General features: G+C 62.6%; 23 protein-coding genes, 2 pseudogenes and 1 CRISPR repeat array (1 of these 26 only partly in view). Of the genes and pseudogenes, 18 read left to right on the forward strand and 7 right to left on the reverse strand.

What is annotated here, in order from left to right; all coding sequences use genetic code 11:
• Nucleotides 1-184: 184 nt before the first annotated feature.
• The 4 genes and pseudogenes from ACNPAA_RS00005 to coaBC form a co-directional block, all read right to left on the reverse strand.
• Nucleotides 185-268, reverse strand: a pseudogene (locus tag ACNPAA_RS00005) (nucleoid occlusion factor SlmA); the annotation flags it as partial.
• Between the two features lie 139 nt (nt 269-407).
• Nucleotides 408-1,004, reverse strand: coding sequence for a nucleoid occlusion factor SlmA (gene slmA / locus ACNPAA_RS00010; RefSeq protein WP_010676117.1), 597 nt, complete (start codon nt 1,002-1,004; stop codon nt 408-410).
• A gap of 70 nt (nt 1,005-1,074) precedes the next feature.
• Complete coding sequence (gene dut / locus ACNPAA_RS00015; protein ID WP_010676116.1) at nt 1,075-1,533, reverse strand: dUTP diphosphatase; 459 nt, start codon at nt 1,531-1,533, stop codon at nt 1,075-1,077.
• A gap of 76 nt (nt 1,534-1,609) precedes the next feature.
• Nucleotides 1,610-2,812, reverse strand: a complete 1,203-nt coding sequence (gene coaBC / locus ACNPAA_RS00020) for a bifunctional phosphopantothenoylcysteine decarboxylase/phosphopantothenate--cysteine ligase CoaBC (RefSeq protein WP_049636090.1) — start codon at nt 2,810-2,812, stop codon at nt 1,610-1,612.
• 148 nt (nt 2,813-2,960) lie between these two features.
• On the opposite strand from coaBC, the gene radC reads away from it, so the two are divergent.
• The 6 genes and pseudogenes from radC to ACNPAA_RS00050 all read left to right on the forward strand — a co-directional run.
• On the forward strand, nt 2,961-3,635 hold the full coding sequence (gene radC, locus ACNPAA_RS00025; protein ID WP_039040991.1) for a RadC family protein: 675 nt from the start codon (nt 2,961-2,963) through the stop codon (nt 3,633-3,635).
• A 136-nt stretch (nt 3,636-3,771) separates the two neighbouring features.
• Complete coding sequence (gene rpmB / locus ACNPAA_RS00030; protein WP_005307492.1) at nt 3,772-4,008, forward strand: 50S ribosomal protein L28; 237 nt, start codon at nt 3,772-3,774, stop codon at nt 4,006-4,008.
• Nucleotides 4,009-4,019: 11 nt separating this feature from the next.
• Nucleotides 4,020-4,187: a 50S ribosomal protein L33 gene (gene rpmG, locus ACNPAA_RS00035; RefSeq protein WP_005323752.1), complete on the forward strand. Its 168-nt coding sequence runs from the start codon at nt 4,020-4,022 to the stop codon at nt 4,185-4,187.
• Between the two features lie 90 nt (nt 4,188-4,277).
• Nucleotides 4,278-4,733 (forward strand): hypothetical protein, encoded by a 456-nt coding sequence (locus tag ACNPAA_RS00040; RefSeq protein ID WP_041212007.1) that lies wholly within the window; start codon nt 4,278-4,280, stop codon nt 4,731-4,733.
• 14 nt (nt 4,734-4,747) lie between these two features.
• Nucleotides 4,748-5,560, forward strand: coding sequence for a bifunctional DNA-formamidopyrimidine glycosylase/DNA-(apurinic or apyrimidinic site) lyase (gene mutM / locus ACNPAA_RS00045; RefSeq protein ID WP_417891484.1), 813 nt, complete (start codon nt 4,748-4,750; stop codon nt 5,558-5,560).
• An 89-nt stretch (nt 5,561-5,649) separates the two neighbouring features.
• A pseudogene (locus ACNPAA_RS00050) lies at nt 5,650-6,468 on the forward strand (VirK/YbjX family protein); the annotation flags it as partial.
• Nucleotides 6,469-6,542: 74 nt separating this feature from the next.
• On the opposite strand, the gene coaD reads toward ACNPAA_RS00050, so the two are convergent.
• Nucleotides 6,543-7,025 carry a pantetheine-phosphate adenylyltransferase gene (gene coaD, locus ACNPAA_RS00055; RefSeq protein WP_010676110.1) on the reverse strand — a complete coding sequence of 161 codons (483 nt, stop codon included), beginning with the start codon at nt 7,023-7,025 and terminating at the stop codon, nt 6,543-6,545.
• Nucleotides 7,026-7,246: 221 nt separating this feature from the next.
• Here coaD and ACNPAA_RS00060 point away from each other — a divergent pair, with 221 nt between their 5' ends.
• Nucleotides 7,247-8,290: a glycosyltransferase family 9 protein gene (locus ACNPAA_RS00060; RefSeq protein ID WP_109112307.1), complete on the forward strand. Its 1,044-nt coding sequence runs from the start codon at nt 7,247-7,249 to the stop codon at nt 8,288-8,290.
• A 341-nt stretch (nt 8,291-8,631) separates the two neighbouring features.
• Here the strand turns inward: ACNPAA_RS00060 and ACNPAA_RS00065 are convergent, their stop codons facing one another.
• Nucleotides 8,632-9,408 carry a glycosyltransferase family 2 protein gene (locus ACNPAA_RS00065; RefSeq protein WP_113977698.1) on the reverse strand — a complete coding sequence of 259 codons (777 nt, stop codon included), beginning with the start codon at nt 9,406-9,408 and terminating at the stop codon, nt 8,632-8,634.
• A gap of 339 nt (nt 9,409-9,747) precedes the next feature.
• Between ACNPAA_RS00065 and waaF the strand changes: the two genes are divergently transcribed.
• The 3 genes from waaF to ACNPAA_RS00080 all read left to right on the forward strand — a co-directional run bounded on the left by waaF (nt 9,748) and on the right by ACNPAA_RS00080 (nt 13,105).
• Entirely contained in the window at nt 9,748-10,845 is a 1,098-nt protein-coding gene (gene waaF, locus ACNPAA_RS00070; RefSeq protein ID WP_417891485.1) for a lipopolysaccharide heptosyltransferase II, read from the forward strand.
• 1 nt (nt 10,846) lies between these two features.
• Nucleotides 10,847-12,115, forward strand: coding sequence for a lipid IV(A) 3-deoxy-D-manno-octulosonic acid transferase (gene waaA, locus ACNPAA_RS00075; RefSeq protein ID WP_417891486.1), 1,269 nt, complete (start codon nt 10,847-10,849; stop codon nt 12,113-12,115).
• A gap of 111 nt (nt 12,116-12,226) precedes the next feature.
• Nucleotides 12,227-13,105, forward strand: coding sequence for a DMT family transporter (locus ACNPAA_RS00080; protein ID WP_043153331.1), 879 nt, complete (start codon nt 12,227-12,229; stop codon nt 13,103-13,105).
• A gap of 373 nt (nt 13,106-13,478) precedes the next feature.
• Here ACNPAA_RS00080 and ACNPAA_RS00085 read toward each other — a convergent pair whose 3' ends face one another.
• Nucleotides 13,479-13,919 (reverse strand): hypothetical protein, encoded by a 441-nt coding sequence (locus tag ACNPAA_RS00085; protein WP_050485180.1) that lies wholly within the window; start codon nt 13,917-13,919, stop codon nt 13,479-13,481.
• 678 nt (nt 13,920-14,597) lie between these two features.
• Here ACNPAA_RS00085 and ACNPAA_RS00090 point away from each other — a divergent pair.
• From ACNPAA_RS00090 to cas2e, 8 genes are read left to right on the forward strand one after another with little or no spacing between them, the layout of a single operon-like run.
• Entirely contained in the window at nt 14,598-17,297 is a 2,700-nt protein-coding gene (locus ACNPAA_RS00090) for a CRISPR-associated helicase/endonuclease Cas3 (RefSeq protein ID WP_043153334.1), read from the forward strand.
• 14 nt (nt 17,298-17,311) lie between these two features.
• Complete coding sequence (casA, locus tag ACNPAA_RS00095) at nt 17,312-18,844, forward strand: type I-E CRISPR-associated protein Cse1/CasA (RefSeq protein WP_417891487.1); 1,533 nt, start codon at nt 17,312-17,314, stop codon at nt 18,842-18,844.
• Nucleotides 18,841-19,356, forward strand: a complete 516-nt coding sequence (gene casB / locus ACNPAA_RS00100) for a type I-E CRISPR-associated protein Cse2/CasB (protein WP_043153340.1) — start codon at nt 18,841-18,843, stop codon at nt 19,354-19,356. Before casA ends, casB begins: the two co-directional genes overlap by 4 nt.
• Nucleotides 19,357-19,376: 20 nt before the next feature.
• Nucleotides 19,377-20,513: a type I-E CRISPR-associated protein Cas7/Cse4/CasC gene (cas7e, locus tag ACNPAA_RS00105; RefSeq protein WP_052816518.1), complete on the forward strand. Its 1,137-nt coding sequence runs from the start codon at nt 19,377-19,379 to the stop codon at nt 20,511-20,513.
• Nucleotide 20,514: 1 nt separating this feature from the next.
• On the forward strand, nt 20,515-21,162 hold the full coding sequence (gene cas5e / locus ACNPAA_RS00110) for a type I-E CRISPR-associated protein Cas5/CasD (RefSeq protein ID WP_052816517.1): 648 nt from the start codon (nt 20,515-20,517) through the stop codon (nt 21,160-21,162).
• A complete protein-coding gene (gene cas6e, locus ACNPAA_RS00115) occupies nt 21,153-21,764 on the forward strand; it encodes a type I-E CRISPR-associated protein Cas6/Cse3/CasE (protein ID WP_052816516.1) in 612 nt (203 codons plus the stop codon). Before cas5e ends, cas6e begins: the two co-directional genes overlap by 10 nt.
• Nucleotides 21,764-22,678, forward strand: a complete 915-nt coding sequence (gene cas1e, locus ACNPAA_RS00120) for a type I-E CRISPR-associated endonuclease Cas1e (RefSeq protein WP_052816515.1) — start codon at nt 21,764-21,766, stop codon at nt 22,676-22,678. The genes cas6e and cas1e overlap by 1 nt, the downstream gene beginning before the upstream one ends.
• Complete coding sequence (gene cas2e / locus ACNPAA_RS00125) at nt 22,678-22,971, forward strand: type I-E CRISPR-associated endoribonuclease Cas2e (protein WP_043153355.1); 294 nt, start codon at nt 22,678-22,680, stop codon at nt 22,969-22,971. The genes cas1e and cas2e overlap by 1 nt, the downstream gene beginning before the upstream one ends.
• An 84-nt stretch (nt 22,972-23,055) precedes the next feature.
• A CRISPR array of direct repeats spans nt 23,056-23,784; the repeat unit is 29 nt; unit sequence CTGTTCCCCGCGTCCGCGGGGATGAACCG (it continues 4,332 nt past the right edge of the window).

A 23,784-nucleotide genomic window follows, 5' to 3' on the forward strand; every position in this document is an offset into this window, starting at 1 on the left:
TTCAAGTTACCCGCCCGCCGAGAACGAAGTTACCCAAGGTGCATCAAAGCCAAACCACAGAAGTATGCGACGAGAAAACCTAGTAAAAACAATGCCAGTCAGGCTTAACTGACTGGCATTAGAGGCCAAGGCCTCCCGTTTTGTCACAACCCTGCTGGCGCAGGAGCGCATCGAATGTACGCACTCAGCTTTGCAGCAGCTGGCTGCGGATGAACTGCCACTGATCCTCAAAGCCGGCAGTGGGCTTGATTGTGAACTCGGAGCGGACGTGCATTGGTTGATGCGGTCTGCTGGCTCAGCTTTGCAGCAGCTGGCTGCGGATAAACTGCCACTGATCTTCAAACCCGGCAGTGGGCTTGATTGTGAACTCGGAGCGGGACGTGCATTGGTTGATGCGGTCTGCTGGCTCAGCTTTGCAGCAGCTGGCTGCGGATAAACTGCCACTGATCTTCAAACCCGGCGGTGGGCTTGATTTTGAACTCCGAGCGGACGAACTGGCTGATGCGGCCCTCGGTATAGGCCAGCAGCAGGTTGGCCAGCATGGTCTCGTCGAGCTGGAAGCCCTGGCCTTCCCGCAGCCGTTTCTCGCGCAGTACCTGCTTGATCTGGGTCTCCAGCTTGTCGAACAGAATGCTGATGCGATCCCGCAGCCGATCGTGTTCGCCCAGCAGGGCATCGCCATTGAGAATGCGGGTGATGCCGGGGTTGCGCTCGGCAAACACCAGCAGCAGCTGCAGTATGTGATGGCAGCGGGCCATGGTGTCCTTCTCTTCGGCCATGATCAGGTTGACCCGTGACAGCAGGGAATCCTCGATAAAGTCGATCAGCCCCTCGAACATCCTCGCCTTGCTGGGAAAATGCCGGTAGAGGGCCGCCTCGGACACGCCCACCTCGGCCGCGAGGCGTGCCGTGGTGATGCGCTGGCCCGGGCTGGTTTCCAGCATGTGGGCGAGTGCCTGCAGGATCTGATCGCGCCGACTCTGTTTCTGGTTACTGCTTGCCATGGATTCCCCTAAAAAAACAATGGCTTGATTCTATTATTTGGCACGTGCCCCAGGGGGCCGTGTGGTCTTGTTATTGGCGACCAGAAGAACCAAACCCGCCTTCACCCCGTTCACTCTGATTGAATTCGTCGACCAACTGGAAGCTGGCCTGTACCACCGGCAGGATCACCAGCTGGGCGATGCGCTCGCCAGGCTGCATGGTGAAGCTGTCGTTGCCACGGTTCCAGACCGAGACCATCAACTGACCCTGGTAGTCGGAGTCGATGAGGCCGACCAGGTTGCCCAGCACGATGCCGTGCTTATGGCCGAGGCCGGAGCGGGGCAGGATGGTGGCGCACAGACCCGGATCCTGGATGTGAATGGCCAGCCCGGTCGGCACCAGAGTGGTGTCGCCCGGGGCCAGGGTCAGCGGGGCATCCAGCAGGGCGCGCAAGTCCATGCCAGCGGAGCCCGGTGTGGCGTAAGCGGGCAGCGGGAAGTCGGTGCCGATGCGGGCATCCAGGATTTTCAGTTCAATTTGTGTCGTCATGAATCTTTTTCAATTGGATCGCCTGGCGATCGGGTGGTACTGCAGGAGCCTGGGGCTCCCGGCATGTTCAATGGGCTCAGGGTCGATAATGGCGTGCAATCAGGGCGACAAGATGACGGGCGAGCGTCAGCTTATCGGCCAGGGGCAGGGCGGCTTGACCCCCTTGCCAGAAGACGGTCAGGGCGTTGTCATCGGCATTGAAACCCTGGCCTGCACGGGACACATCGTTGGCTGCGATCATGTCCAGCCGCTTACGTCGAAGTTTGTCGAGGGCGTATTGTTCCACATCCACGGTTTCGGCGGCAAATCCGACGGTGAAGGGTTTGTCTGACAACGCCCCCACATCGGCGATGATGTCGGGGTTTTTGACCAGGGTCAGCTGCATTTGGTCGTTGTCGCCGGTCTTCTTGATCTTTTGCTCGGCCACCTGGGCGGGACGGTAGTCGGCGACGGCAGCGCAGCCGATAAAGAGGTCGCACTCACCGACCCGGCTCATCACCGCTTCGTGCATCTGCAGGGCACTCTCCACATCGATGCGGGTAACGCCGGCCGGGGTGGCCAGTGCCACCGGGCCGCTCACCAGGGTCACCTCCGCGCCCGCTTCGCGCGCGGCGCGGGCGATGGCGTAGCCCATCTTGCCGGAGCTGTGGTTGCTGATATAGCGCACCGGATCCAGCGCCTCGCGGGTCGGCCCGGCTGTGAGCAGCAGCATGACGCCTGCCAGGAGTGGCTCGGCGGCGAGCTGCTGGCAGCAGCGTTCCACCAGTTCCAGGGGATCCAGCATCCGGCCCGGGCCCACATCGCCGCAGGCCTGGCTGCCGGAATCCGGCCCCCACAGCTGAATGCCGCGTTCGGCGAGGGTCTGGAGGTTGGCCTGGGTGGCGGCGTTGCGGTACATCTGCTGGTTCATGGCTGGCGCCAGGGCGACAGTCGCCGGGGTGGCCAGGCAGAGGGTGGTGAGCAGCTCGTCCGCCATGCCGGCGGCCATGCGGGCCATCAGATTGGCGCTGGCGGGGGCGATCAGCACCAGATCGGCCCACTTGGCCAGCTCGATGTGGCCCATGCCCGCCTCGGCAGCCGGGTCCAGCAGACTGTCGGCCACCGGGTGGCCTGAGACGGCTTGCAGGGTCAGCGGGGTGATGAACTCCTTGGCGGAGCGGGTCATCACCACTCGCACCTCGGCACCCTGATCTTTCAGGCGACGTACCAGTTCGGCACTCTTGTAGGCGGCGATCCCGCCACTGACACCCAACAGGATGCGTTTATCGGCCAATCTCATCTGCTGCTTCTCTTCCGGCTCACTCTGACTGGTCGGCTAAGATAGCACAGGCAATGGGTGGCGACAGAGGCTGACATGGGGGAGTTGTGGTCGGGCTCGCGGGATTCTTTGCTATGTTTTCTCTCAATAGCCATGTAGGGAGAGACAAATGAGCATCAAGGAGTGGCCGGAAGAGGAGCGCCCGAGGGAAAAGCTGCTGCGCCGAGGAGCGGCGACGCTCTCCGATGCCGAACTGCTGGCCATCTTCCTGCGCACCGGGGTCAGCGGGTTGAGTGCGGTGGACCTCTCCCGCCAGTTGTTGCAGCAGTTTGGTTCCCTGCGGGCACTGCTGGGAGCCGAGCAGCAGGATTTTTGTGGCGCTCACGGGCTGGGACCTGCCAAGTATGCCCAGTTGCAGGCGGTGCTGGAGATGGGGCGGCGCCATCTGGCCGAACAGTTGCAACGGGGAGAGGCGCTCACCTCGCCAGGGCTCACCCGTGACTTTCTGCAAGCCCAGTTGCGGGATCGGGGGCGGGAGGTGTTCGCCCTGCTGCTGCTCGACAACCAGCACAGGGTCATCCGGTTTGTCGAACTTTTTTACGGCACCCTCGACTCGGCGAGCGTCTGGCCCAGAGAAATCGTGCAGATCGCGCTCAAACATAATGCAGCCGCCGTGATTCTGGCGCATAATCACCCGTCCGGCGTGGCCGAGCCCAGTCGGGCGGACCGCCAGATCACGGATCGGATCTTGGCCGCCCTGGCCCTGGTCGATATCAGAGTGCTTGATCACCTGGTGATCGGTGATGGCATCACGGTTTCTTTCGCAGAGCGTGGTTGGTTGTGACTGGGCTCTGGCACTGTATTAGTTGATCTTTGATCACGGATGCTGTATAAAATGCCGCCTTCTGTTTGCCCCGCAATCGAAGGCCAGCGGGGCAGATATTTGCTCGAGCAATGAAGTAAGATTTGGAGAGACTGACATGTCTAGAGTATGCCAAGTAACCGGCAAGCGCCCGGCAGTTGGTAACAACCGTTCGCACGCTAACAACGCTACCAAGCGTCGTTTCCTGCCGAACCTGCACACTCACCGTTTCTGGGTTGAGAGTGAAAAACGCTTCGTGAGCCTGCGCGTATCCGCAAAAGGCATGCGTATCATCGACAAGCGCGGCGTTGAAGTGGTTCTGGCTGAACTGCGTGCCAGCGGCGTTAAGGTATAAGGAATTAGATCATGGCTAAAGGTATTCGCGATAAGATTCGCCTGAACTCCAGCGCCGGTACTGGTCACTTCTATACCACTACCAAGAACAAGCGCACCATGCCCGAAAAAATGGAGATCAAGAAATTTGATCCCGTGATTCGTCAGCATGTGATCTACAAAGAAGGCAAAATCAAGTAATTACTTGGTTTCGCTGCAAAAACCCGGCCTCGTGCCGGGTTTTTTTATGGCTGGAATTCAGTACACTGCCGATTCGAAGGGAGGCTAGCCATGTTCAAACTGAGCCGCAAAGGCTGGAACAACGTGATCATCGTGGTCGTGTTGATCGTCATTACCCTGTTGCACCGGCTGGAGCAGGCCCAGCAGGAGAACAGTGCCAAACGCGCGCGTCCGCTGTTGCCGGAGAGTGCCGTGGTGCTGACCTGGCAGGGACCGAGCTGGCAGATAGAGCGTATCGGCCAGGGCTGGCGCAGCGCGCCGGATCTGGGGCTTGGCAGCACCCAGCTGGCGGCCCGCATCGAGGCGTGGCAAGGCTGGCTGCTGCCCCCCGGCGAGCCCGTGCGCGGCACCCCGGTGACCCTCAAGATCTGGATCGCCGGACAGAGCGATCCGGTGGAAGTCGGGCTCTATCAGGACGACGGCAAGTTTGCCGCCCTGCTGCCCTCCTCGACCTGGCTCAGCCTGAGTCAGGCGCAATACCGTGACCTGATGCGTCCCATTCCCTGAACGAGAGATCGCCCATGCCTGAATTACCGGAAGTCGAAGTCAGCCGCCAGGGCATCTCCCCCTGGCTTACCGGCATCAAGGTGACCCGCGTGGTGGTGCGGGACGGCCGCCTGCGCTGGCCCGTGCCCGGCGAGATCCAGGAGCTGGTGGATCTCACCATCCACCGCGTCAGCCGCCGCGCCAAATACCTGTTGCTGGAGACCGACTTTGGCACCGCCATCCTGCATCTCGGGATGTCCGGCAGCCTGCGGGTGCTGGACATCGGCACCCCGGCCGAGAAGCACGATCATGTGGATATCGAGCTGGCCAACGGCAAGCTGCTGCGGCTCAACGATCCGCGCCGTTTTGGCGCCCTGCTGTGGACCCGCGAACCGACCGAGGCCCATGCCCTGCTCGCCAAGCTGGGGCCGGAACCCCTCACCGATGCCTTCCATGCCGATTACCTGCGGGAGCGGGCGAAGGGGCGCAGCACCGCCATCAAGCAGTTCCTGATGGACAACCACGTGGTGGTCGGGGTGGGCAACATCTACGCCAACGAGGCGCTCTATGCCGCCGGCATTCATCCCAGGCGGGCGGCAGGCAACATCAGCGCCGAGCGGCTGGGCACCCTGGTGAGCGAGATCAAGCGGGTGTTGGCCGAAGCCATTCGCCAGGGGGGCACCACCCTCAAGGATTTCACCAGCGCCGACGGCAAGCCGGTCTATTTCGTCCAGCAGCAGCAGGTTTACGGCCGTGGCGGCCAGCCCTGTTTCCACTGCCACACCCTGCTCACCGAGGTGAAGATGGGCCAGCGAACCACGGTGTTCTGCTCCCACTGCCAACGCTGAAAGTGGGATTTTTGAGCCGGAACCGGCCAAGTTGTAAGAGAGTATTTCCGGTCTGTTGAAGCGGCGTCAGCCCATGACTACTATCTCGCCAGTTCAGGCTGCGCAGTCTGCTCTACCGTGCGCAGTTGAACCGGGTATTCGAGCTGTTCCAGAGCGCCCCCCTGCGGGCGCTTCCCGCCCGCCACCCCGAGCTGCTCGACAAGCCGATGCGCCCCTATCGCTTCGCCTGCTCGACGGTGAACCAGCGGGTCAAGATGGTGGAGGATCACTACCGCCTGCTGCTGGGCCTGTACCCCGAGCTCATCGACCCGCTCTATCTGGGGGAGGGGATAGTGCTGGGCCATTATCCCGATGGCGGCTGGCGCATCGTGCTGCGTCACGACGGCACCTTCCGCAGGGAGGCGGAGCTGGCGCTCTCCATCGTCAACGCGCGGGGGGAGCGACTCTACAGCTGTGCCTTCTCCCTGGCGGGCAACGAACAGGAGCTGGCCCTGGTGATCGGGTCGGTGCAGGGGCCAGAGCCCTGTGTCGAGCAGCCCCAGGAGCAGGTGCGGGCATTGACCCGGGCGGGTCAGGGTCTGAGGCCCAAGTCGCTGGTGGTGATGCTGGTGATGGCGCTGGCCGGGGCCATGGGGGCCCACCGGGTCTGTGCGGTGCGCATGAAGGCCCACATCTTCCAGGCAAGACGGTACAGCAAGAAGAAGAAAGCCTGCCTGCAGGCGGACTACGACGAGCTGTGGCAGGAGTTTGGCGCCCTCGATCAGGACGCCAACTTCGTGCGGCTGCAACCCGTGGTGCGCAAGCCGCTGGAGGAGATCGCCTCCAAGAAGCGGGCCATGTACCGGCGCCGTTACGAGTGGCTCGATCAGCTGGAGCTGGCGATCCGCCAGCAGTTTGCCCGCAGCTAGGCGTGCAGTGCGTTGATGCAACAAGGGCTACCCGCGGGTAGCCCTTGTTCGTTTCTGCCCATCAGGGGAGGGGATTAGCGCTGCTGCCTGGCGGCGATGGCCTGAGCCACCAGGGGGTCGACGAACTGGTGGATGTCACCTCCGTGCAGCGCCACCTCCTTCACCAGGGTGGAGGAGATGAAGGAGTTCTCCTCCGCCGGGGTGAGGAAGACGCTCTCCAGGGTGGGCATCAGGCGACGGTTCATGTTGGCGAGCTGGAACTCGTATTCGAAGTCGGAGACAGCGCGCAGGCCGCGGATCAGCACGTTGGCCTGCTGCTCCCTGGCAAAATCCACCAGCAGGCCTGAGAAGCCCACCACCTTGACGTTGGGCAGGTGAGCCGTCACCTGCCGAGCCAGCTGAACGCGCTCCTCGAGATCGAACAGCGGCCGTTTGCTCGGGCTGTTGGCCACCCCGACCACCACCTCGTCGAACAGTCTGGCGGCGCGGCCAATGAGATCGGTATGGCCGTTGGTGATGGGGTCGAAGGTGCCGGGATAGATTACCTTGTTGGTCATGCTGCTGATTCCTGAAACCGGAAAACTGGTCGCATTATAGGGGCTGTTGCCGGTTTGTCGCGACCGGGATGGCGCGGATTTCTGGCGCTGATCGGCGGCCGGGGTCGCACAAATCGGAGCCCCGTGGCGTCTTCGCTTGAGAATCGCCCTGCATCAGGCAAGAATACCCGCATCGCGCATCAAGCCTCCTTCGCTGGTGACAGGGAGCATAGGGATTTTTTATGAAACGTATTCTGGTAGTCCGCAATGACAAGATTGGTGACTTCATGCTGGCGTGGCCGAGCTTTGCCATGCTCAAGCGCTCCATGGAGTGTCATGTGACTGCCCTGGTTCCCGCCTACACGGCGCCCCTGGCCCGCCTCTGCCCATGGATCGACGAGATCATCCTGGATCCTGGTGCCCGGGCCGACAAGGAGCAGCAACGCGCCCTGCTGGCGCGCATCAAGGCGGCCGCCTTCGATGCCTCCATCTGCCTCTTCTCCAACACCCGCAATGCCAAGCTGGTGTGGAAGGCGCACATTCCCTACCGGCTGGCCCCGGCCACCAAGCTGGCCCAGGTGCTCTACAACCAGCGCCTGGTGCAGCGCCGCTCCCGCTCCCAGAAGCCGGAGTACGAATACAACCTGGATCTGGTGCGCCGCTTCCTCGCCGATCAGCATCAGGCTGTGGTAGAGCCACAAGGACCCTACCTCGGCTTCGACCCCGAGAGCCTGCTGCAGGTGCGCGAGCAGGTCGCCGCCCGTCTCAGGCTCGACGCCAGCCGCCCCTGGCTGATGGTGCATGCGGGCAGCGGCGGCTCGGCCAACAACCTCTCCATCGAGCAGTACTCGCGCCTCATCATCAAGCTCAACCAGGCCTGTCCCGAGTTGCAGTGCGTGTTGACGGCAGGGCCGGGGGAGGAGGGGAAGGCGGAGCAGTTGGCGGCCGAACTGCTGGCCCATGGGGGCAACGGCTGGATCTATCGCTCCGACGAGGGGCTGCCGAAGTTCTGCCAGGTGATGGCCAACGCCGCCCTGTTCGTGGCGGGCAGCACGGGGCCCCTGCACATCGCTGCGGCCATGGACGTGCCGACCGTCGGCTTCTTCCCGGCACACCGTTCGGCAACGCCGCTGCGCTGGCGGCCGCTCAACGGCGAGGGGCGCCATCTGCCCTTCAGCCCGCCGGAAGACAGCGACCACCCGGAGGACATGAGCCAGCTCGATCCCAAGGCGATGGCGGCAGAGATCGCCCGCTGGGCGCAGCCCTTCTGGCGCGCCGAGCGCTGAGAGCGCACACAGAACATACAGACAGGGCCCCGCAGGGCCCTGTATTGTATGGGGATGCGCCTTACTGGCAGGCCAGCCTACCGGACGTGGTCCCCGACAGCCCCCTTGACGGGCCGGCCCGGGCCCCGGGCAGGGGAAACCTGTCGGTATAAGCCGGAGTCGGGTCATGTTGCCAATATCCATGCATTCGGCTTATAGCGGCCAGTTTTCGTCCGTGGCGCCCGGGTTTGCGCCGTGAGCGGCCCCGCGAGGGCTGCGCCCGCTCCATGGCAATAGGGTTTGCCCCTTGTCCCGCTGGAACAAGGGGTGAGTGATTAATGGGATGTTTGAGGCGCGATGCCCTATTTCGGCTGCTGGAGCTGCTGGCGAACCCAGAGATCGGCGTATTTGACGAAGGTGGAGTGGGCGGAGAGAATGGCCAGCAGCAGGCCCTGCTTGCCGTCGAGGAAACCGGCCTTGAGCAGGTACATCTTGAGGAAGCAGCCGACGGCGTGGACCAGCCCCTGGCCGAGGGATCCCTTCTTGCCGCGGGCGGTGCGCTGATCGGCCCATGCGCGGGCATAGCCGGCGGATTTGACCAGGTAGTGTTCCAGATCCCGGTAGGTGTAGTGGAGGAGGTCGCCCTGCAGGTTGACGATCTTCATGTTGGCGCGCACCTCCACCTTCTCGTGTACCAGCGCCTCGTTGTAGCCGGTCAGCGCCTTGGGGTAGAGGCGCAGCACCCGATCCGGGTACCAGCCGCTGTGGCGGATGAAGCGGCCGAACACCCAGGAGAGGCGCGGGATGGAGTAGATGGTGTCGCTGGCCGGGTTGGCCATGACCCCCTGGATGGCTTCCCTGAGTTCCGGGGTGAGCCGCTCGTCCGCGTCCAGCCACAGCACCCACTCCGACTGGACATGGGACTGGGCGAGGCGGCGCTGACGGCCGAAACCGGGCCAGGTGGTGTTGACGAAGAAGCGGGCGCCAAATTCGGCGGCGATGGCCGGGGTGTCATCCTGACTGCCGGAGTCGAGAATGACGATTTCATCCGCCAGGCCTTCGAGGGAGGCGAGGCAGGCACGGAGGTTGTCGGCTTCGTTCTTGACGATCAGGACGGCCGCCAGGGTCGGTTTTTTCACAGGCAAGGGACTCTTGTTGGTGCCCGGCGGGCGGGTCATGCTCGGATTGGCGCCCATTCTAGCCTAAAACCCCGCGCGGGGCATGACCCGAGGGCCCGGTGGACCCGCTTTTGAATGCGGGGGAAGGGGGATCTCTGCTACCCGGCAGTCTGTGGCCCAGGGCACGCCGTGTCCGGGTGGAAGAGGGCCTCAGGAGGGATGCGCGGGGGAGCAGATCCTGCCAGGGAGGCGTTTTGCGGGGGCAGACGGGTATCTTCTGTTATTTCTTCGGCCTTTCTTGGGGCATAATCTCGCCCAGTAACGATCAACAGCCGGGCCAGTCCCGAGAGAAGACGCGCGATGAAGATATTGGTGATCGGCCCCTCCTGGGTCGGCGACATGGTGATGTCCCAGAGCCTCTACAAGGCGCTCAAGAGCAACCACCCGGGCAGCGAGCTCCATGTGATGGCGCCGACCTGGTGCGTTGCGCTGCTGGAGCGGATGCCCGAGGTGGACAAGGCCATCCCCATGCCGCTTGGCCACGGTGACTTCAAGCTGGGGGCACGCCGTCGCCTTGGCAAGCAGTTGGCCACGGAGCAGTACGATCAGGCCATCATCCAGCCCAACTCCATGAAGTCGGCCCTCATCCCCTGGTTTGCCAGGATCCCGGTGCGCACAGGCTGGAAGGGGGAGCACCGCTTCGGTCTGCTCAACGATATGCGCAGCAACAAGCAGGCCTTCCCGCTGATGGTGGAAGGCTATGTGGCTCTGGCCTACCCCAAGGGGCAGATGAAGAGTCGGGACGACATTCCCGCTATTCCCCATCCCTCCCTGCACGTGGATCTCATCAACCAGGGCAAGGCGCTGGAGCGGCTCGGCCTGAATCGTGCCCGCCCTGTGCTGGTGCTCTGTCCGGGGGCCGAGTTCGGCCCGGCCAAACGCTGGCCGGAGGGGCACTACGCCGTGGTGGCGCAAAAGCACCTCGACGAGGGATGGCAGGTGTGGATCTTCGGTTCGGGCAAGGACGTGGACGTGGCCAACACCATCCGCGATCGGATCAACCCCCTGTCGCGCCCCAACTGCCACGTGCTGGCGGGCAAGACCAGCCTGCACGAGGCGATCGATCTGATGGCGCTGGCCGGTCGGGTCATCGCCAACGACTCGGGCCTGATGCACGTGGCGGCCGCCCTCAACCGGCCGCTGATCGGCGTCTACGGCTCCACCTCGCCGCTCTACACGCCGCCCCTGGCGGACAGGGTCGAGATCGTCCACACCGATATCGAATGCCGCCCCTGCTTCAAGCGCACCTGCAAGTTCGGCCACCTCAAGTGCCTGATCGAGCTGATGCCGGAGCAGGTCATCGAGGCTGGCAAGCGACTGGAGCGGAGCGAGCCGGAGGATCGGGTGATCGCGCTGCAGCCGGTGGCTCAGGCCGCCGACGGGGGCGAAGGCCGATAACATGATCTACCGGCTGCTCTACAACCTGCTGATCCACCTGGGGTTGCCGCTGGCACTGCTGGCGCTCTACAAGCCCAAGAAAGGCAAGCCCGGCTTCGGCAAGCGCTGGGCAGAGCACCTGGGGCGGACACCCGCCACCGGACAGGAGGCCCCGCTCTGGATCCATGCGGTGAGCGTGGGGGAGACCCTGGCCATCACCCCCTTCATCCGTGCCCTCAAGGCCGAGCTGCCTGAGCTGCCCATACTGCTCACCACCACCACCCGCACCGGTGCCGAGCAGGCGGCCAAGCTCGGGGATCTGGTGGTGCACCGCTATGCGCCGCTCGACTACCCCTGGGCCGTCTCGGCGTTTCTGAGCACCGTCAAGCCCCGCGCTCTCTGGGTGATGGAGACCGAGCTGTGGCCGAACTGGCTGGCGGCCTGCGAGGCGCGCCACCTGCCGGTGACCATCCTCAATGCCCGCCTCTCGGAGCGCTCCTGCCGGCGCTATGGCCGCTTCCAGGGCGCCTTCGATGCCCTCAGCCGGCCCCTGACCCACCTGCTCTGCCAGCACCAGGACGATGCGGACCGCTTCCATCGTCTGGGAATCGCGCGCAATCGGCTGGCGGTGACCGGCTCCATCAAGTTCGACATCCAGTTCGGCGACGAGGTGCAGGCCAGGGGCCGTGCCCTGCGCCAGCAGTTGGGGGAGGCCCGACCTGTCTGGATCGCCGCCAGTACCCACCAGGGGGAAGACGAGCAGGTGCTGGCCGCCTTCGATCGGGTGCTCAGGGCACATCCCTCCGCCCTGCTCATCCTGGTGCCGCGCCATCCCGAGCGTTTCGATCGGGTGGCCGAGCTGTGCGCTCCCTACGGTTGCGTGCGGCGCACCGCGGGCAGTGCGGTCGGCGAGAGGGACAAGATCTACCTGGGTGACACCATGGGCGAGCTGCCGCTGATGCTGGCGGCGGCGGATCTCGCCTTTGTCGGTGGCAGCCTGGTGCCCGTGGGCGGTCACAACCTGCTGGAACCGGCGGCGCTGGGCAAACCCTGCCTGACCGGCCCCGTCTATTTCAACTTCAGCGACATCACCCGCCAGCTGGTGGCCCAGGGTGGCGCCGCCGTGGTGGCGGATGCCGAGGCGCTCGGTGACAAGGTGAACGCCTTGCTCGCCGATGCGGGCGCCCGCCGCGAGATGGGGGAGCAGGCCCGTGCCGTGGTGCTGCGCAACCAGGGGGCGCTGGCGCGCACCCTCTCCCACTGCCTCGCCAGCCTGGAAGGTGACGACTGAGGCGGAGCGGTCTTGTGGCCGCCCCGCCAGCATGTCTGTCAAACCCCGGGAGACAATCCGCGCCTCTTTCCTTTATGCTCTGCCCTTTGCCCCTGACCCTGTGATGCCCCGATGAACCGCGCTCCCCTGCTGTTGATGATACTGGTCACCCTGCTGGCCGCCGCTGGCTGGCTCTTCTCGAAAGAGGCGATTCGCGAACTGCCCACCGCCGCCTTTATCGGCAGCCGCTTCCTGCTGGCCGCCCTGCTGCTGTTGCCGCTCGCCTGGTTGCGCGAGCCGCCCCCCAGTGGCTCACAACTGCTGCGCGCCGCCGGGTGCGGCACCTTGCTCGGGGCCAGCCTGCTGTTCTGGGTTACCGCCATCAGCCAGAGCGATGCGCTCGGCAGTGGCGCCTTCATCATGAGCGTGGCCACCCTGATGGCGCCGCTCGCCGCCTGGGCCGCCTTCAAGGCCAGACCCGGCCGCCACTACTGGCTCACCCTGCCCGTCGCCGTGGCTGGCCTGCTGCTGCTCTCCAGCAGCACCCACTGGGGCGTGTCGCTCTCCCTGTTCTGGTTTCTGGCGGCGGCCGCCACCCTGGGAGTCCAGCTCGCGGTGCACCGCCACTTCGCCCAGTCCATCCCTCCTACCTGGCTCACCTGCATCCAGTTGGCGGTGACCGGACTGCTCGGCACCCTGCTCTCCCTGCTGACCGAGCAGTGGCCCGCCAGCATCGGCACTGGCATCTGGGGCTGGTTTGCGGCCAGCGTCCTGATCGCCACCACATTGCGCTACTGGCTGCTCACCCACGCCCTGAGCCGGATGACCACGGCCCACGCCGCCCTGCTGATGCTGCTGGAACCGGTCTGGACCCTGATCTTAAGCACCTTCTTCTATGACGAGCCGCTGGGCCCCGCCAAGCTGGCCGGCGCCGGCCTGGTGCTGGGCGCCCTGGTGCTCTACCAGCTCCCCCTGCTGCTGCGCAGCCGAAGGCTGAAGTCACCGGTCTAGCCTGCACGGGCGGGGGATGGATCAAAAAGAAGGAGAGGGTCTGCATGGCAGACCCTCTTTGCGTGATGGCACATGTCGGGCTCCCTTTGCTAGGGGTTACCATCAGTCAGGCGGCTGAGCGCTGCGGGAAACGAGCATAAAAAAGCCCCCGCATGGCGGGGGCTGGTGCATCGATGAGGGAGATCACTCGATGTTCTGGATCTGAATATAGATTGAAATTAATAAATCATTAAAAATCATATAAATGAGTGGTTTTGTTTGTTGCGTTAAAGTGTGTTTGATACCGTTTGTGATACCGTTTGTGATACCGTTTGTGATACCGTTTGTGATACCACTTGCGTTCTATTACAGGTTGAAGCAGCAGCTCAATAGACTAAGAGCCGGCAGACCCATCCAGATCAGGATGGAAGGGAACTATGGTTCCGTCGGCCAAGACCTCCCTGTACTCGTCCTGCTTAAACGCGGGATCTTCTACAGGTTTGCAATAAAGCACTCGGTACGCATCACCCACCTCTGCTTTGAGCAGGCGGGTTAGTTGCAGGCCGCGCGCGTGAAAGGCAGCCCAATCCCAGCGGTCGGGATCAAGAGCATGGTCGTTGTACATTGTTCGATTGAATTCGAGCGCCCAAGGGGAAAACTGCCTCCAGAGTTCCTCCGAAATTGGGTCATCTTCGCAGTATCCATCGCCCTCGCACATGCAGTCGTTCACGTAACCTGGTTCATCTGGTGACTCTTTGAGCCACAGGAACGGTGCCCCTCCGTAGTCCACCATCACTGTAAGGACAGGAACAGAAGCTGGCTGATCGGTCATCATATGGTCTCCTTGGCATCACGTGGCAACAGGCTGGTGTTTGCGCCGTACAATGCCTGGTAGTTGTCTATCCCTGCCACCACTGATATGGTCTGTTTACCAAGGGCAATGCTTGCAATTGGGGTTCCGGTGGCGGGTCGGCCGGTTCGTAGTTCCAGTAGCGTAATCCTGTCAGCGTCCTCGACCCGTCCTCTTTCCTAACCTGCTCTACCGACCCCATCCACCAGCACTATTTAAATGACCCCCCGCACAATCCCGGTGTTATGCCATGGTCCCATCCAGGTCACTCTGGCAAGATAACTATCAGTTTTGACTGATTCTGGCCAGTCCATGCACTTCGCCTGTTTACCAATGGCTACGGCATCTTTGCCGGCAGCACCCTGTAGCAGGCTGAACTGCGCTTTGACTCATCCGCCGCCCCTGGGTCAGGGATATTAAGTGGCATCAGGATCAAACCCAGACCCTAGAGCCAAGCGGCCATATTCGCCTGCGCTTCCCCTACGCCGACCAGAGCGAGCTGGTGCGCTTTAGCGGCGAGCTCGAGGTGCTATCGTCCCTTGAGCTTCACCAGAGCGTGAATACCACCACGACGGCGGGACTAAAAAACACGAGACATCTGCGCCAGTGGGCCAGCCTGTGAGTGAGTGAAATAATGGGCAGCAAGGATAGAAAGGTGCCGACATGGAAGAGCTAAAAGATCCCATCCTGTTTTCATGCCTCAATCCGCAGGCCGCTATCTTCTGGGCCAAAAGCAGCGATAAGCAGGGTCACCCCTTGCTGGCTCATATGCTGGATGTGGCTGCGGTGGCCGAGTCGATCCTCGAGCTCGAACCCGTCACCACTCATCAACATTTGGCCAAGCAATTTGGCCTGGCGGCTGAGACGGCCCCCCGCTGGTTGGCGGCGCTGGCCGGGTTGCATGACGTGGGCAAGGCGATCCCGGGGTTTCAGGCCAAATGGCCCCTGGGGCTGGCGCTTGCGAAGGCGCAAGGGCTGACATTTGCCGATGCATCGCTGCGCAGTGACCGGCATGACTGGGCGACGACCGCCATTCTGGAAGAGTGGCTACCGGCGCGAACCGGCACCGATTTTTGCTGGTGTCAGCAAGTGTCTGAGGCGGTTGGCGCTCACCATGGCTATCCGCTCAAGCAGCAGGAAATTGAAAAGGGATTGCCTGCTCGTGAAGACCCCGTCTGGCCACAAGCCAGGCAGGCATTGCTCGATGCTTACTGGGCCGTGCTCTCTCCTCCGGGAGTGATCACGGCCGACACGCTGACCCTGCCCGCCATCAATTGGCTGGCAGGGCTGACTTCTATTTCCGACTGGATCGGCTCTAACCTCGAGTGGTTTCCCCTCGGTATTCGTCACGACGATCTCAGGCAACACTACTTCCATGCCAAAAGACTGGCTCATGAGGCGCTGACAGCGATCGGCTGGCGTTCCTTTTCACCTTTGCTCGCAGAACCCGTCCCACTTGATAGGCAACTTGGCCAAATGTTGGCTGCCGATAAGCCTGTCATACCACGAGCCCTGCAGAGCCAGGGTATAGAGCTGTTACAAGCGAGCCAAGGGCCCGCTTTGCTGCTGGTGGAGGCCCCCATGGGGGAGGGCAAGACAGAGCTCGCCTTTATGGCGCATCTGCACTTGCAGCGTACGAATGGCCATCGCGGCTTCTATCTGGCCTTGCCAACCCAGGCCACCGGCAATGCACTGTTTGCCCGTGCTCGCCAGTTTATGGATGCTTTTGCACACGGTTCGGCGCCCGATCTGCAACTGATCCACGGTGGCGCCGTTCGTCAGGAGATGATGGCCGCGCTCAAGGACGTGTGGGGTGAAGATGGCAAGCAGAGTGAGGGAGTAGAAGCCGCCCGCTGGTTCTCCCGTCGCAAGCGACCGCTGATCGCTCCCTATGGAGTGGGCACCATCGATCAGGCGCTCTTCTCTGTGCTGAATGTCAAACATCACTTCGTGCGGCTCTGGGGGCTGGCCAATCGAGTGGTGGTGCTCGATGAGGTACATGCCTACGACACCTATACCGAAGGGCTGATTGAAGCGCTGCTGCGCTGGCTAAAAGGCCTGGGCTGCTCAGTTATCCTGATGAGTGCCACTCTGCCAACAAAGCGTCGTGATGGTTTGCTCAAGGCATGGCGAGTTGACCCTGCAATGCTGCCAGAGCTTGCCTATCCGCGGTTGGTGCTTGCCGATGACAGGGGCCTCGACTGGGATGACCAGATAGAAAGCCGAATGATGGAGCCCGTCCGGTTGGCCGGATGCGGTACTACACCCGAGGAGTTGCTTTGCGTAGCACTTGAGGCCCTGACCCACGGAGGTTGCGGCGCCATCATCGTCAATACGGTCGAGCGAGCGCAACAGCTATATAGCCTGCTCAAGGCCAAAGCGCCGGAAGATCTCACCCTGCAGATTTTTCATGCCCGTTTCCCGTCCGATGAACGGGCACAGCGAGAAGCTGCCGTGCTCTCCACCTTTGGAAAAGAGGGGAAGCGTCCGGTTCGGGCTCTGTTGGTGGCAACCCAAGTTGTCGAGCAATCTTTGGACATTGATTTTGACTTTCTAATTAGCGATCTCGCCCCAGTCGATCTGCTATTGCAGCGGGTGGGGCGCTTGCATCGCCATCAGCGCCCCCATCGCCCCGAGCTTCATCGTCAGCCGGTGTTGACGGTAGCCGGACTCATACCCGGTGAATTACCCGATTTGGCGACCACCCGTTGGCGCTTTGTCTACGATCCCTACCTGCTCGCCATGACCTGGGTACGGCTCCTCGGCGAAACCAGCTTGCAACTGCCCCAGGATATCGATCGGCTGGTGCAGGCCGTATATGGCGATGGAGAGTTACCCGATTCGGTGAGTGAGGCGCTACGCCAATATATCGAGGAATACAGCTACGCCACTTATCTGGCTGCAGAGCAACACCAGCGGCAGCTGGCCCGCAATATTGTTATCAGGGCCGATGCGGACCTTGGTACTTATTCGAACAAACCCAGAGGCTACGAAGAGGGGGAGGGCGAGGACAAAGGCTTAATTAACTGCACCCGGCTGGGCAAACCCAGCGTCACCGTGATTCCGCTCTTTGTCTCTGACAAGGGGGTGGCCTTGACGCCTGATGCTGAGCCCTTCGCGCTCGATGCACCGCTTTCAACTGAACTGGCCTGCCAACTCTGCGCCCGCCAGCTCAACCTCTCCAATCAAGCCCTGGTTAAGGCCATCAAGCAGCAACCCGACGTGCAAGCCTTTGATCAGAGCCCGCTGCTTCGCTACAGCTACCCGCTGTTGCTCGATAGCGACGGCAGGGCGCAACTGGATGGCAGGCTGGTGGTTTGGCTCGATGGGGAGTTGGGGCTTATCTACCGGAACAGGGAATAACCAAAGGAGTGACAATGACAATGCGTTTTAATCTGCTCGACGAGCCCTGGTTGCCGGTCAGGATGCTCAGCGGCGAGGTCAGGGAGCTGGGCCTGCTGGCCCTCTTTGAGCAGGCATCGCAGATAGTGGCCTTGGCCGAGACGGCGCCGCCATCTTTGATGGCCCAGTATCGCCTGCTGCTGGCCATCACCCACAGAGCCTTAAGCGCACAGACCCCAGAGTGGGGGCAGCGAGACCTGCGCAACTGGTTTACCCAGGGGCTCCCTACTGAGGCCATGACCACCTATCTGGAAAAGTGGCGCGATCGCTTCTGGCTGTTTCACCCCGAGCATCCCTTTATGCAGGTGGCCGACTTGGCCACGGCGGCCGAAACCGGTGAAAAGTTCAAACCCTGGACCCAGATCGATCTGGCCAGCGTCAGCGGAAATGCCCCCGTGGTGTTCAACCACTCGGTGGACACTGCGCCGGGAGCCATTTCGCCGCTTCATGCCATTCGGACCCTGCTCGGCTTTTTGCAGTGTACGCCGGGTGGTCTGGTCAAGGTGTTTCGTGATGCCGACAAGGCGGGCCCGCTGGCCAATACGGCGGCCACCTTGCCACTGGGTGAGTCCCTGGCGCAGACCCTTATCCTGAGCCTGCATCCCGCCTCGCCTGACCATGAAGACTTGCCTAGCTGGGAGCGACCCGCGCTCACCGTCGCCAATCTGAAATCGTCTCCTCTACTTGCCACTGGCCCCAACGATCGCTTCACCCGCCAGACCCGCGCCGTGCTGTTTCAACGAGAGGAGGATGGCGCTATCCGCTGGCTGCGCTTTGCCGCAGGGCAGGGGCTGGAAGAGGATCCCCACGCCCCCGATCCCATGGCCAACTTCCGGGAAGGCAGCACGGGATCTGTGCGCCTTACCTTCAGTGAAGGGCGAGCCCTCTGGCGCGACCTGCCGGCGTTGCTGCCCGATGGGGGCGATAAAAAGTCGGCTCCGGCAGCGATCCTCGACAGCGCCACCCGCTTAAACAAATCGCTGGGCAAAAAACACCTTCGCCTGCTGGTGGCCGGGCTGGCCAGCGATCAAGCCAAGTTGCTGCGCTGGCGCGTAGAACACTTGGCGTTGCCATTGGCCCTTCTTGAGCAACCCGAGATAACTCGAACGGCCCGAGATATGTTGGAGATGGCCGAGACCCTGTTTGCCTCGCTCAAAAGGGCTGCCGTCCAACTGATTGCCGATACCTTGCCAGACAGCCAGCAGAAAGATACCCGCAGCCGGGCTCGAGCCCTGTTTGATGCTGGTCCCGCTGCACCGCTCTTCTTTGCCCGCGCCGAGCGCGCCCTGATGACCACCCTGGCGCAGCTTGAACAAGACCCCGATGTCGCCGAGCGGCAGTGGCAGCAGGTATTGAAAGAGGCCGCCCTGGCGGCGTGGGAGACCCTGCTGGCCAGCCAGGGAGGCGGCGCTCGCCTCTGGCGTGCCAATGCCAAGGCGCAGCCCCGCTTGTGGTCTGCCATCCGGGAGCAACTGACAGCCCTTAACGAAACAGGAGAGCTTCAATGAGTGATCAGCCTTTTGTCGACCATCTGCAGCGATTGTCACAAAGCAACCGCGGGGCCTTGGCCGAGCTGCGCCGCAGTCTCACCTTTGCCCCCGGCACGGCGCCCCGCGTCTTTCCCTACGTTGAGCCCTTTATCGCAGCCGATGAGCATCCCGACTCGGCTCGTCGCCAGTCCCACTACCTGGTGGCCGGGCTTTTTGCGCTTCATCCAAAGCACAGTGAGATGACCCTAGCCAAGGCGATGGGCGTTCTCTATCGCAAGCAGGAGCAGAGCCCATCCATCGAGGGACGCTTTATCGCCCTGCTCGAGAGCGATGGCGAGACCCTGGCCGAGCCACTGCGCCACTGCGTGACTCTGCTCAGGTCCCATGAGCTGGCCATCGATTATCAGCGCCTGCTCTGGGATCTCGCCGACTGGCTTAACCCCACTCGTCCCGAGGCGCTCGACAAGTTGCGTCGCCGTTGGGCCAGTGACTTTTACCGAGTCGCGGCCACTGCCGATTCAAACGATTAAATCTTTCAAGGAGAGAAACCATGACCCTGTTTGTTGAACTGCATCTGATCCAGAATTTTGCCCCCTCCAACCTCAACCGTGACGATACCGGGGCGCCCAAGGATGCCCTCTTCGGTGGCCAGCGCCGCGCGCGTGTCAGTAGCCAGTGTTTCAAGCGCGCCGTTCGCCTCTATAGCCGTGACCAGCAACTGATCCCGGCCGAGTATCGGGCGCTGCGTACCAAGAAGTTGCAGGCTCTGTTGCTGGAAAGACTGGCCGGGCGTGATCAGGAAGAGGCGGCAGGCAAGATTGAAGTGGCCCTCGCTGCCGCCGGGCTCAAGCTCAAGGACGATGGCAAGACCGAATATCTGCTGTTTTTGGGTGAGCGCGAGATTGCCGGTTTTGCCGCACTGATTGAAGCGCACTGGGACGCCCTGATCATCCCGGCTGTGGGTGAGAAAAAGGGGAAAAAAGAGAGCAAGGCCGCCATCCCGACCGAGTTGGCCAAGCAGGCCAAGGCGCTGCTCGATGGAGGCAAGGCGGTGGATGTCGCCCTCTTTGGCCGTATGCTGGCCGACCTGCCTCAGGTCAATCAGGATGCCGCCTGCCAGGTGGCCCATGCCATCAGCACTCACAGGGTGGAGCGTGACTTTGACTACTTCACCGCAGTGGATGATGTAGGTGGTCCCGATGAGACCGGTGCCGGCATGATTGGTCAGGTCGAGTTCAACTCTGCCACCTTCTATCGTTACGCGGCGCTCGATGTCAGCAAGTTGCTTAACAACCTGCAAGAGGACAAGGAGCTTACCGCCTCTGCCATCGAGGCCCTGATCCAGGCCATGGTGCGCGCCATCCCGACCGGCAAACAGAACAGCTTTGCCGCTCACAACCTGCCCGAGTTTATCGGGGTGAGTTTGCGTAAAAGCCCCCTCAACCTGGCCAACGCCTTCGAGCGCCCCATCCAGCCGCGCCATGACAAGAGCCTGACCGAACAGTCGGTGGCGGCGCTCGCTGACTACGAGCGCAAGCTCGCCCCCGTCTATGGGGATGCCGGCGATCGCTGGGCCCATATCGACCTCACCGGCAAGTGGCAGCTCGACAACAGCCTGTCCCGCAGCTCGGTCAGCGATCTGGCCGCCTGGGTACGCGATGCCGTCGAGACCCTGTGGGAGGAGTAAGATGCCGACACTGCTACTGCGGCTTCAGGGGCCCCTGCAATCTTGGGGCACCACCAGCCGCTTCGATGAACGCGATACCCAGCTAGAGCCCTCCAAGTCGGGGGTGCTGGGACTGGTCTGCGCCGCTCTGGGACGGGATAGGTGCGAGCCGGTCGACGATCTCGCCGCCCTCATCATGGGCGTGCGAGTAGACAGGGAAGGGGTGGTGCTGCGCGACTATCAGACCGCCACCGGCATCCTGAATGCGGCCGGTAAGGTCGACATGAATCGCACCGTGGTCAGCCCCCGCTACTACCTGAGTGATGCCGCCTTTCTGGTTGGCTTCGAGGGGGAGGCCACCCTGTTGGCGTGTATTCACCAGGCGCTGCGCCACCCCCATTGGCCCCTGAGCCTGGGCCGAAAAGGGTGTCTGCCTTCACCGCCGGTTTACCTGCCAGATGGCTTGCATGAGAGCGATCTCCTGACTGCCTTGCGCAACTATCCCGAGTTGAGCAAAGGGGCAGGGCGTCAGGTACGCCGTCTGCTGCTCGAGGCCAGTGAAGGGGCGGTGCGTCTCGACCAACCCATTGCCCCCTTTGCCGAGCGCCGCTTCGGGCCGCGTTTTGTTACCACCCAGCCCTTGGATCCGCAGGAGGCGCCATGTTCCTGAGCAAACTGATCCTCAACCCCAAAAGCCGGGAGGCGCGTCGGGATCTGGCCAATCCTTATGACCTGCATCGCACTCTGGCCCGGGCCTTCGCGCCCGATGAGCAGACGGCGCCAGAGCGATTCTTGTGGCGCCTCGAGCCCACGGCCAACTGGCAACAGCCACAGCTGTTGGTGCAGTCGCAAACCGCGGGTAACTGGGGGCCGCTGCGCGATCTTCCTTATTACCTGCAAGGAGAGGTGCAAGAGAAGCACTTTGCCCCCGAGCAGTGGCTCGAACCTGAAGGCTCCTATCGCTTTCGCCTGCAGGCCAATCCGACCGTGACCCGGGATGGCAAGCGCCGGGGCCTGTGTCACGAACAAGATCAGCTGGCCTGGCTCGCCCGCCAGGGTGAGCGCCACGGTTTTACCCTGCTACAGGGGGTGGTCAGCGGCTCGACCATGCAGCAGGGACGTAAGGGCGATAGTCGCCTGAGCGTACTGACGGCCACCTTCGAGGGTTATTTAAGGGTGAACGACACCCACGCCCTGTTGGCGGCGCTGCAAGGTGGGATTGGCCCGGCCAAGTCTCTGGGTTGTGGTCTGCTCTCACTGGGTAAAGCCTGATGTTGCCGCCCCTCAAGCCGCTGCCCATCAAGGACCGCCGGGCCATGCTGTTTCTCAAATATGGCCAGCTCGATGTGATCGACGGCGCCTTTGTGCTGGTAGATAAAGAGGGAGTACGCACTCACATCCCCATCGGCACCGTCGCCTGTTTGATGCTCGAACCTGGCACCCGGGTCTCGCACGCCGCCGTCAAGCTGGCGGCCACGGCGGGGACCCTGCTGGTCTGGGTGGGAGAGGCCGGGGTACGCCTCTATGCAGCAGGCCAGCCGGGCGGGGCTCGCTCCGACCGGCTGCTCTATCAGGCCAAGCTGGCCCTCGATGACGATTTGCGTCTCAAGGTGGTGCGCAAGATGTTTGAGCTGCGCTTTGGTGAGCCGCCCCCCAGCCGCCGCTCGGTAGATCAACTGCGCGGCATCGAAGGGGCACGGGTGCGGGAGACCTACAAGCTATTGGCCGCCCGCTATGGGGTGAAGTGGCAGGGGCGGCGCTACGACCCAAAGGATTGGGACAAGGGAGACTTGCCCAATCAATGTATCAGCGCCGCTACCTCCTGCCTCTATGGCATCACGGAGGCAGCTATCCTGGCGGCAGGGTATGCCCCCGCCATCGGCTTTATCCATAGCGGCAAGCCGCTCTCGTTTGTCTATGACATCGCCGACATTATCAAGTTTGAGACAGTGGTGCCCCAGGCTTTCGAGATTGCCGCAAGGGGGGATGCCAACCCGGATCGGGCCGTGCGCCTGGCTTGCCGTGACAGCTTCAACAAGCAGCGCACCCTGGAGAAACTCATCCCGCTTATCGAGGAGGTGCTCTCGGCCGGGGGCATCACCCCGCCAGACGCCCCTGCAGATGCCCAGCCGCCCGCCATCCCCGAACCCGTCGGCATGGGGGATGCCGGTCACAGGAGTCAGTGATGAGCATGCTGGTGGTGATCACCGAGGATGTGCCGCCGCGCCTGCGCGGCCGGCTCGCGGTCTGGTTACTCGAGGTGCGTGCCGGTGTCTATGTGGGAGAGGTGTCGCGCCGGGTGCGAGAGATGATCTGGCAGCAGTGCGAGGCTTTGGTGGAGCAGGGCAATATCGTGATGGCCTGGCCCGCTAATAACGATTCTGGTTTTGACTTTCAAACCCTGGGGACCAATCGCAGGGTGCCGGTGGACCTCGATGGTTGCCGATTGGTCTCTTTTCTACCCATTGAAAATCAATAGCTTAGCGTTCATTAACAATCTGGACTAGTCGGTGGCTTTTTCATGGTTGGAAAAAGCCATAAAAATCAATAGCATATGTTAAGTCTGTTCCCCGCGTCCGCGGGGATGAACCGGCCGAGGAAGAGGGGCGGCTACCGGCCCCAGACTGTTCCCCGCGTCCGCGGGGATGAACCGACCGTTGCCGCCTGTGCCAGCTTGGTCTTCAGCTGTTCCCCGCGTCCGCGGGGATGAACCGATGCTGGACGCCACGTTCGGACGGGATGGAATCTGTTCCCCGCGTCCGCGGGGATGAACCGAGCTGGGGCAAGAGATTGGCCTGGTCGATGCGCTGTTCCCCGCGTCCGCGGGGATGAACCGAGTGGAGCCAGGTGCTGCAGGACGAGTGGCTGCTGTTCCCCGCGTCCGCGGGGATGAACCAGCGGCATCCGCATCGCTGCCGGTGCAGATGATCTGTTCCCCGCGTCCGCGGGGATGAACCTCTTGATGAGTTGCCGCGGGGAGCGCTGGAACCTGTTCCCCGCGTCCGCGGGGATGAACCGAAGGGCACCACCCTTGGCGACATGGTCAAGACCTGTTCCCCGCGTCCGCGGGGATGAACCGCTGATTCATGGACGGTGACCCTGCCATGGCCCCTGTTCCCCGCGTCCGCGGGGATGAACCGGCTGTTCACCTGATTGCCAACCTTCCACGGACCTGTTCCCCGCGTCCGCGGGGATGAACCGTTCAACGAGTTCACCAGCCAGGTGGCCAAACTCTGTTCCCCGCGTCCGCGGGGATGAACCGCGCAAATGGCGCTTCGACTACGCCTGGCCC

The organism is Aeromonas sp. PS2Canimalfood6, assembly GCF_048276795.1.
Lineage (GTDB): Bacteria > Pseudomonadota > Gammaproteobacteria > Enterobacterales > Aeromonadaceae > Aeromonas > Aeromonas caviae.

What these genes read in the sequence shown, in the direction of transcription:
- rpmG (WP_005323752.1), top strand. Translation starts at nt 4,020, where the DNA reads ATGGCTAAAGGTATTCGCGATAAGATTCGCCTGAACTCCAGCGCCGGT.
- casA (WP_417891487.1), top strand. Translation starts at nt 17,312, where the DNA reads ATGACAATGCGTTTTAATCTGCTCGACGAGCCCTGGTTGCCGGTCAGG.
- ACNPAA_RS00060 (WP_109112307.1), top strand. Translation starts at nt 7,247, where the DNA reads ATGAAACGTATTCTGGTAGTCCGCAATGACAAGATTGGTGACTTCATG.
- radC (WP_039040991.1), top strand. Translation starts at nt 2,961, where the DNA reads ATGAGCATCAAGGAGTGGCCGGAAGAGGAGCGCCCGAGGGAAAAGCTG.
- cas2e (WP_043153355.1), top strand. Translation starts at nt 22,678, where the DNA reads ATGAGCATGCTGGTGGTGATCACCGAGGATGTGCCGCCGCGCCTGCGC.
- ACNPAA_RS00080 (WP_043153331.1), top strand. Translation starts at nt 12,227, where the DNA reads ATGAACCGCGCTCCCCTGCTGTTGATGATACTGGTCACCCTGCTGGCC.
- cas6e (WP_052816516.1), top strand. Translation starts at nt 21,153, where the DNA reads ATGTTCCTGAGCAAACTGATCCTCAACCCCAAAAGCCGGGAGGCGCGT.
- coaD (WP_010676110.1), bottom strand. Translation starts at nt 7,025, where the DNA reads ATGACCAACAAGGTAATCTATCCCGGCACCTTCGACCCCATCACCAAC.
- slmA (WP_010676117.1), bottom strand. Translation starts at nt 1,004, where the DNA reads ATGGCAAGCAGTAACCAGAAACAGAGTCGGCGCGATCAGATCCTGCAG.
- rpmB (WP_005307492.1), top strand. Translation starts at nt 3,772, where the DNA reads ATGTCTAGAGTATGCCAAGTAACCGGCAAGCGCCCGGCAGTTGGTAAC.
- ACNPAA_RS00090 (WP_043153334.1), top strand. Translation starts at nt 14,598, where the DNA reads ATGGAAGAGCTAAAAGATCCCATCCTGTTTTCATGCCTCAATCCGCAG.
- cas7e (WP_052816518.1), top strand. Translation starts at nt 19,377, where the DNA reads ATGACCCTGTTTGTTGAACTGCATCTGATCCAGAATTTTGCCCCCTCC.
- waaA (WP_417891486.1), top strand. Translation starts at nt 10,847, where the DNA reads ATGATCTACCGGCTGCTCTACAACCTGCTGATCCACCTGGGGTTGCCG.
- cas5e (WP_052816517.1), top strand. Translation starts at nt 20,515, where the DNA reads ATGCCGACACTGCTACTGCGGCTTCAGGGGCCCCTGCAATCTTGGGGC.
- casB (WP_043153340.1), top strand. Translation starts at nt 18,841, where the DNA reads ATGAGTGATCAGCCTTTTGTCGACCATCTGCAGCGATTGTCACAAAGC.
- cas1e (WP_052816515.1), top strand. Translation starts at nt 21,764, where the DNA reads ATGTTGCCGCCCCTCAAGCCGCTGCCCATCAAGGACCGCCGGGCCATG.
- coaBC (WP_049636090.1), bottom strand. Translation starts at nt 2,812, where the DNA reads ATGAGATTGGCCGATAAACGCATCCTGTTGGGTGTCAGTGGCGGGATC.
- ACNPAA_RS00040 (WP_041212007.1), top strand. Translation starts at nt 4,278, where the DNA reads ATGTTCAAACTGAGCCGCAAAGGCTGGAACAACGTGATCATCGTGGTC.
- mutM (WP_417891484.1), top strand. Translation starts at nt 4,748, where the DNA reads ATGCCTGAATTACCGGAAGTCGAAGTCAGCCGCCAGGGCATCTCCCCC.
- ACNPAA_RS00085 (WP_050485180.1), bottom strand. Translation starts at nt 13,919, where the DNA reads ATGATGACCGATCAGCCAGCTTCTGTTCCTGTCCTTACAGTGATGGTG.
- dut (WP_010676116.1), bottom strand. Translation starts at nt 1,533, where the DNA reads ATGACGACACAAATTGAACTGAAAATCCTGGATGCCCGCATCGGCACC.
- waaF (WP_417891485.1), top strand. Translation starts at nt 9,748, where the DNA reads ATGAAGATATTGGTGATCGGCCCCTCCTGGGTCGGCGACATGGTGATG.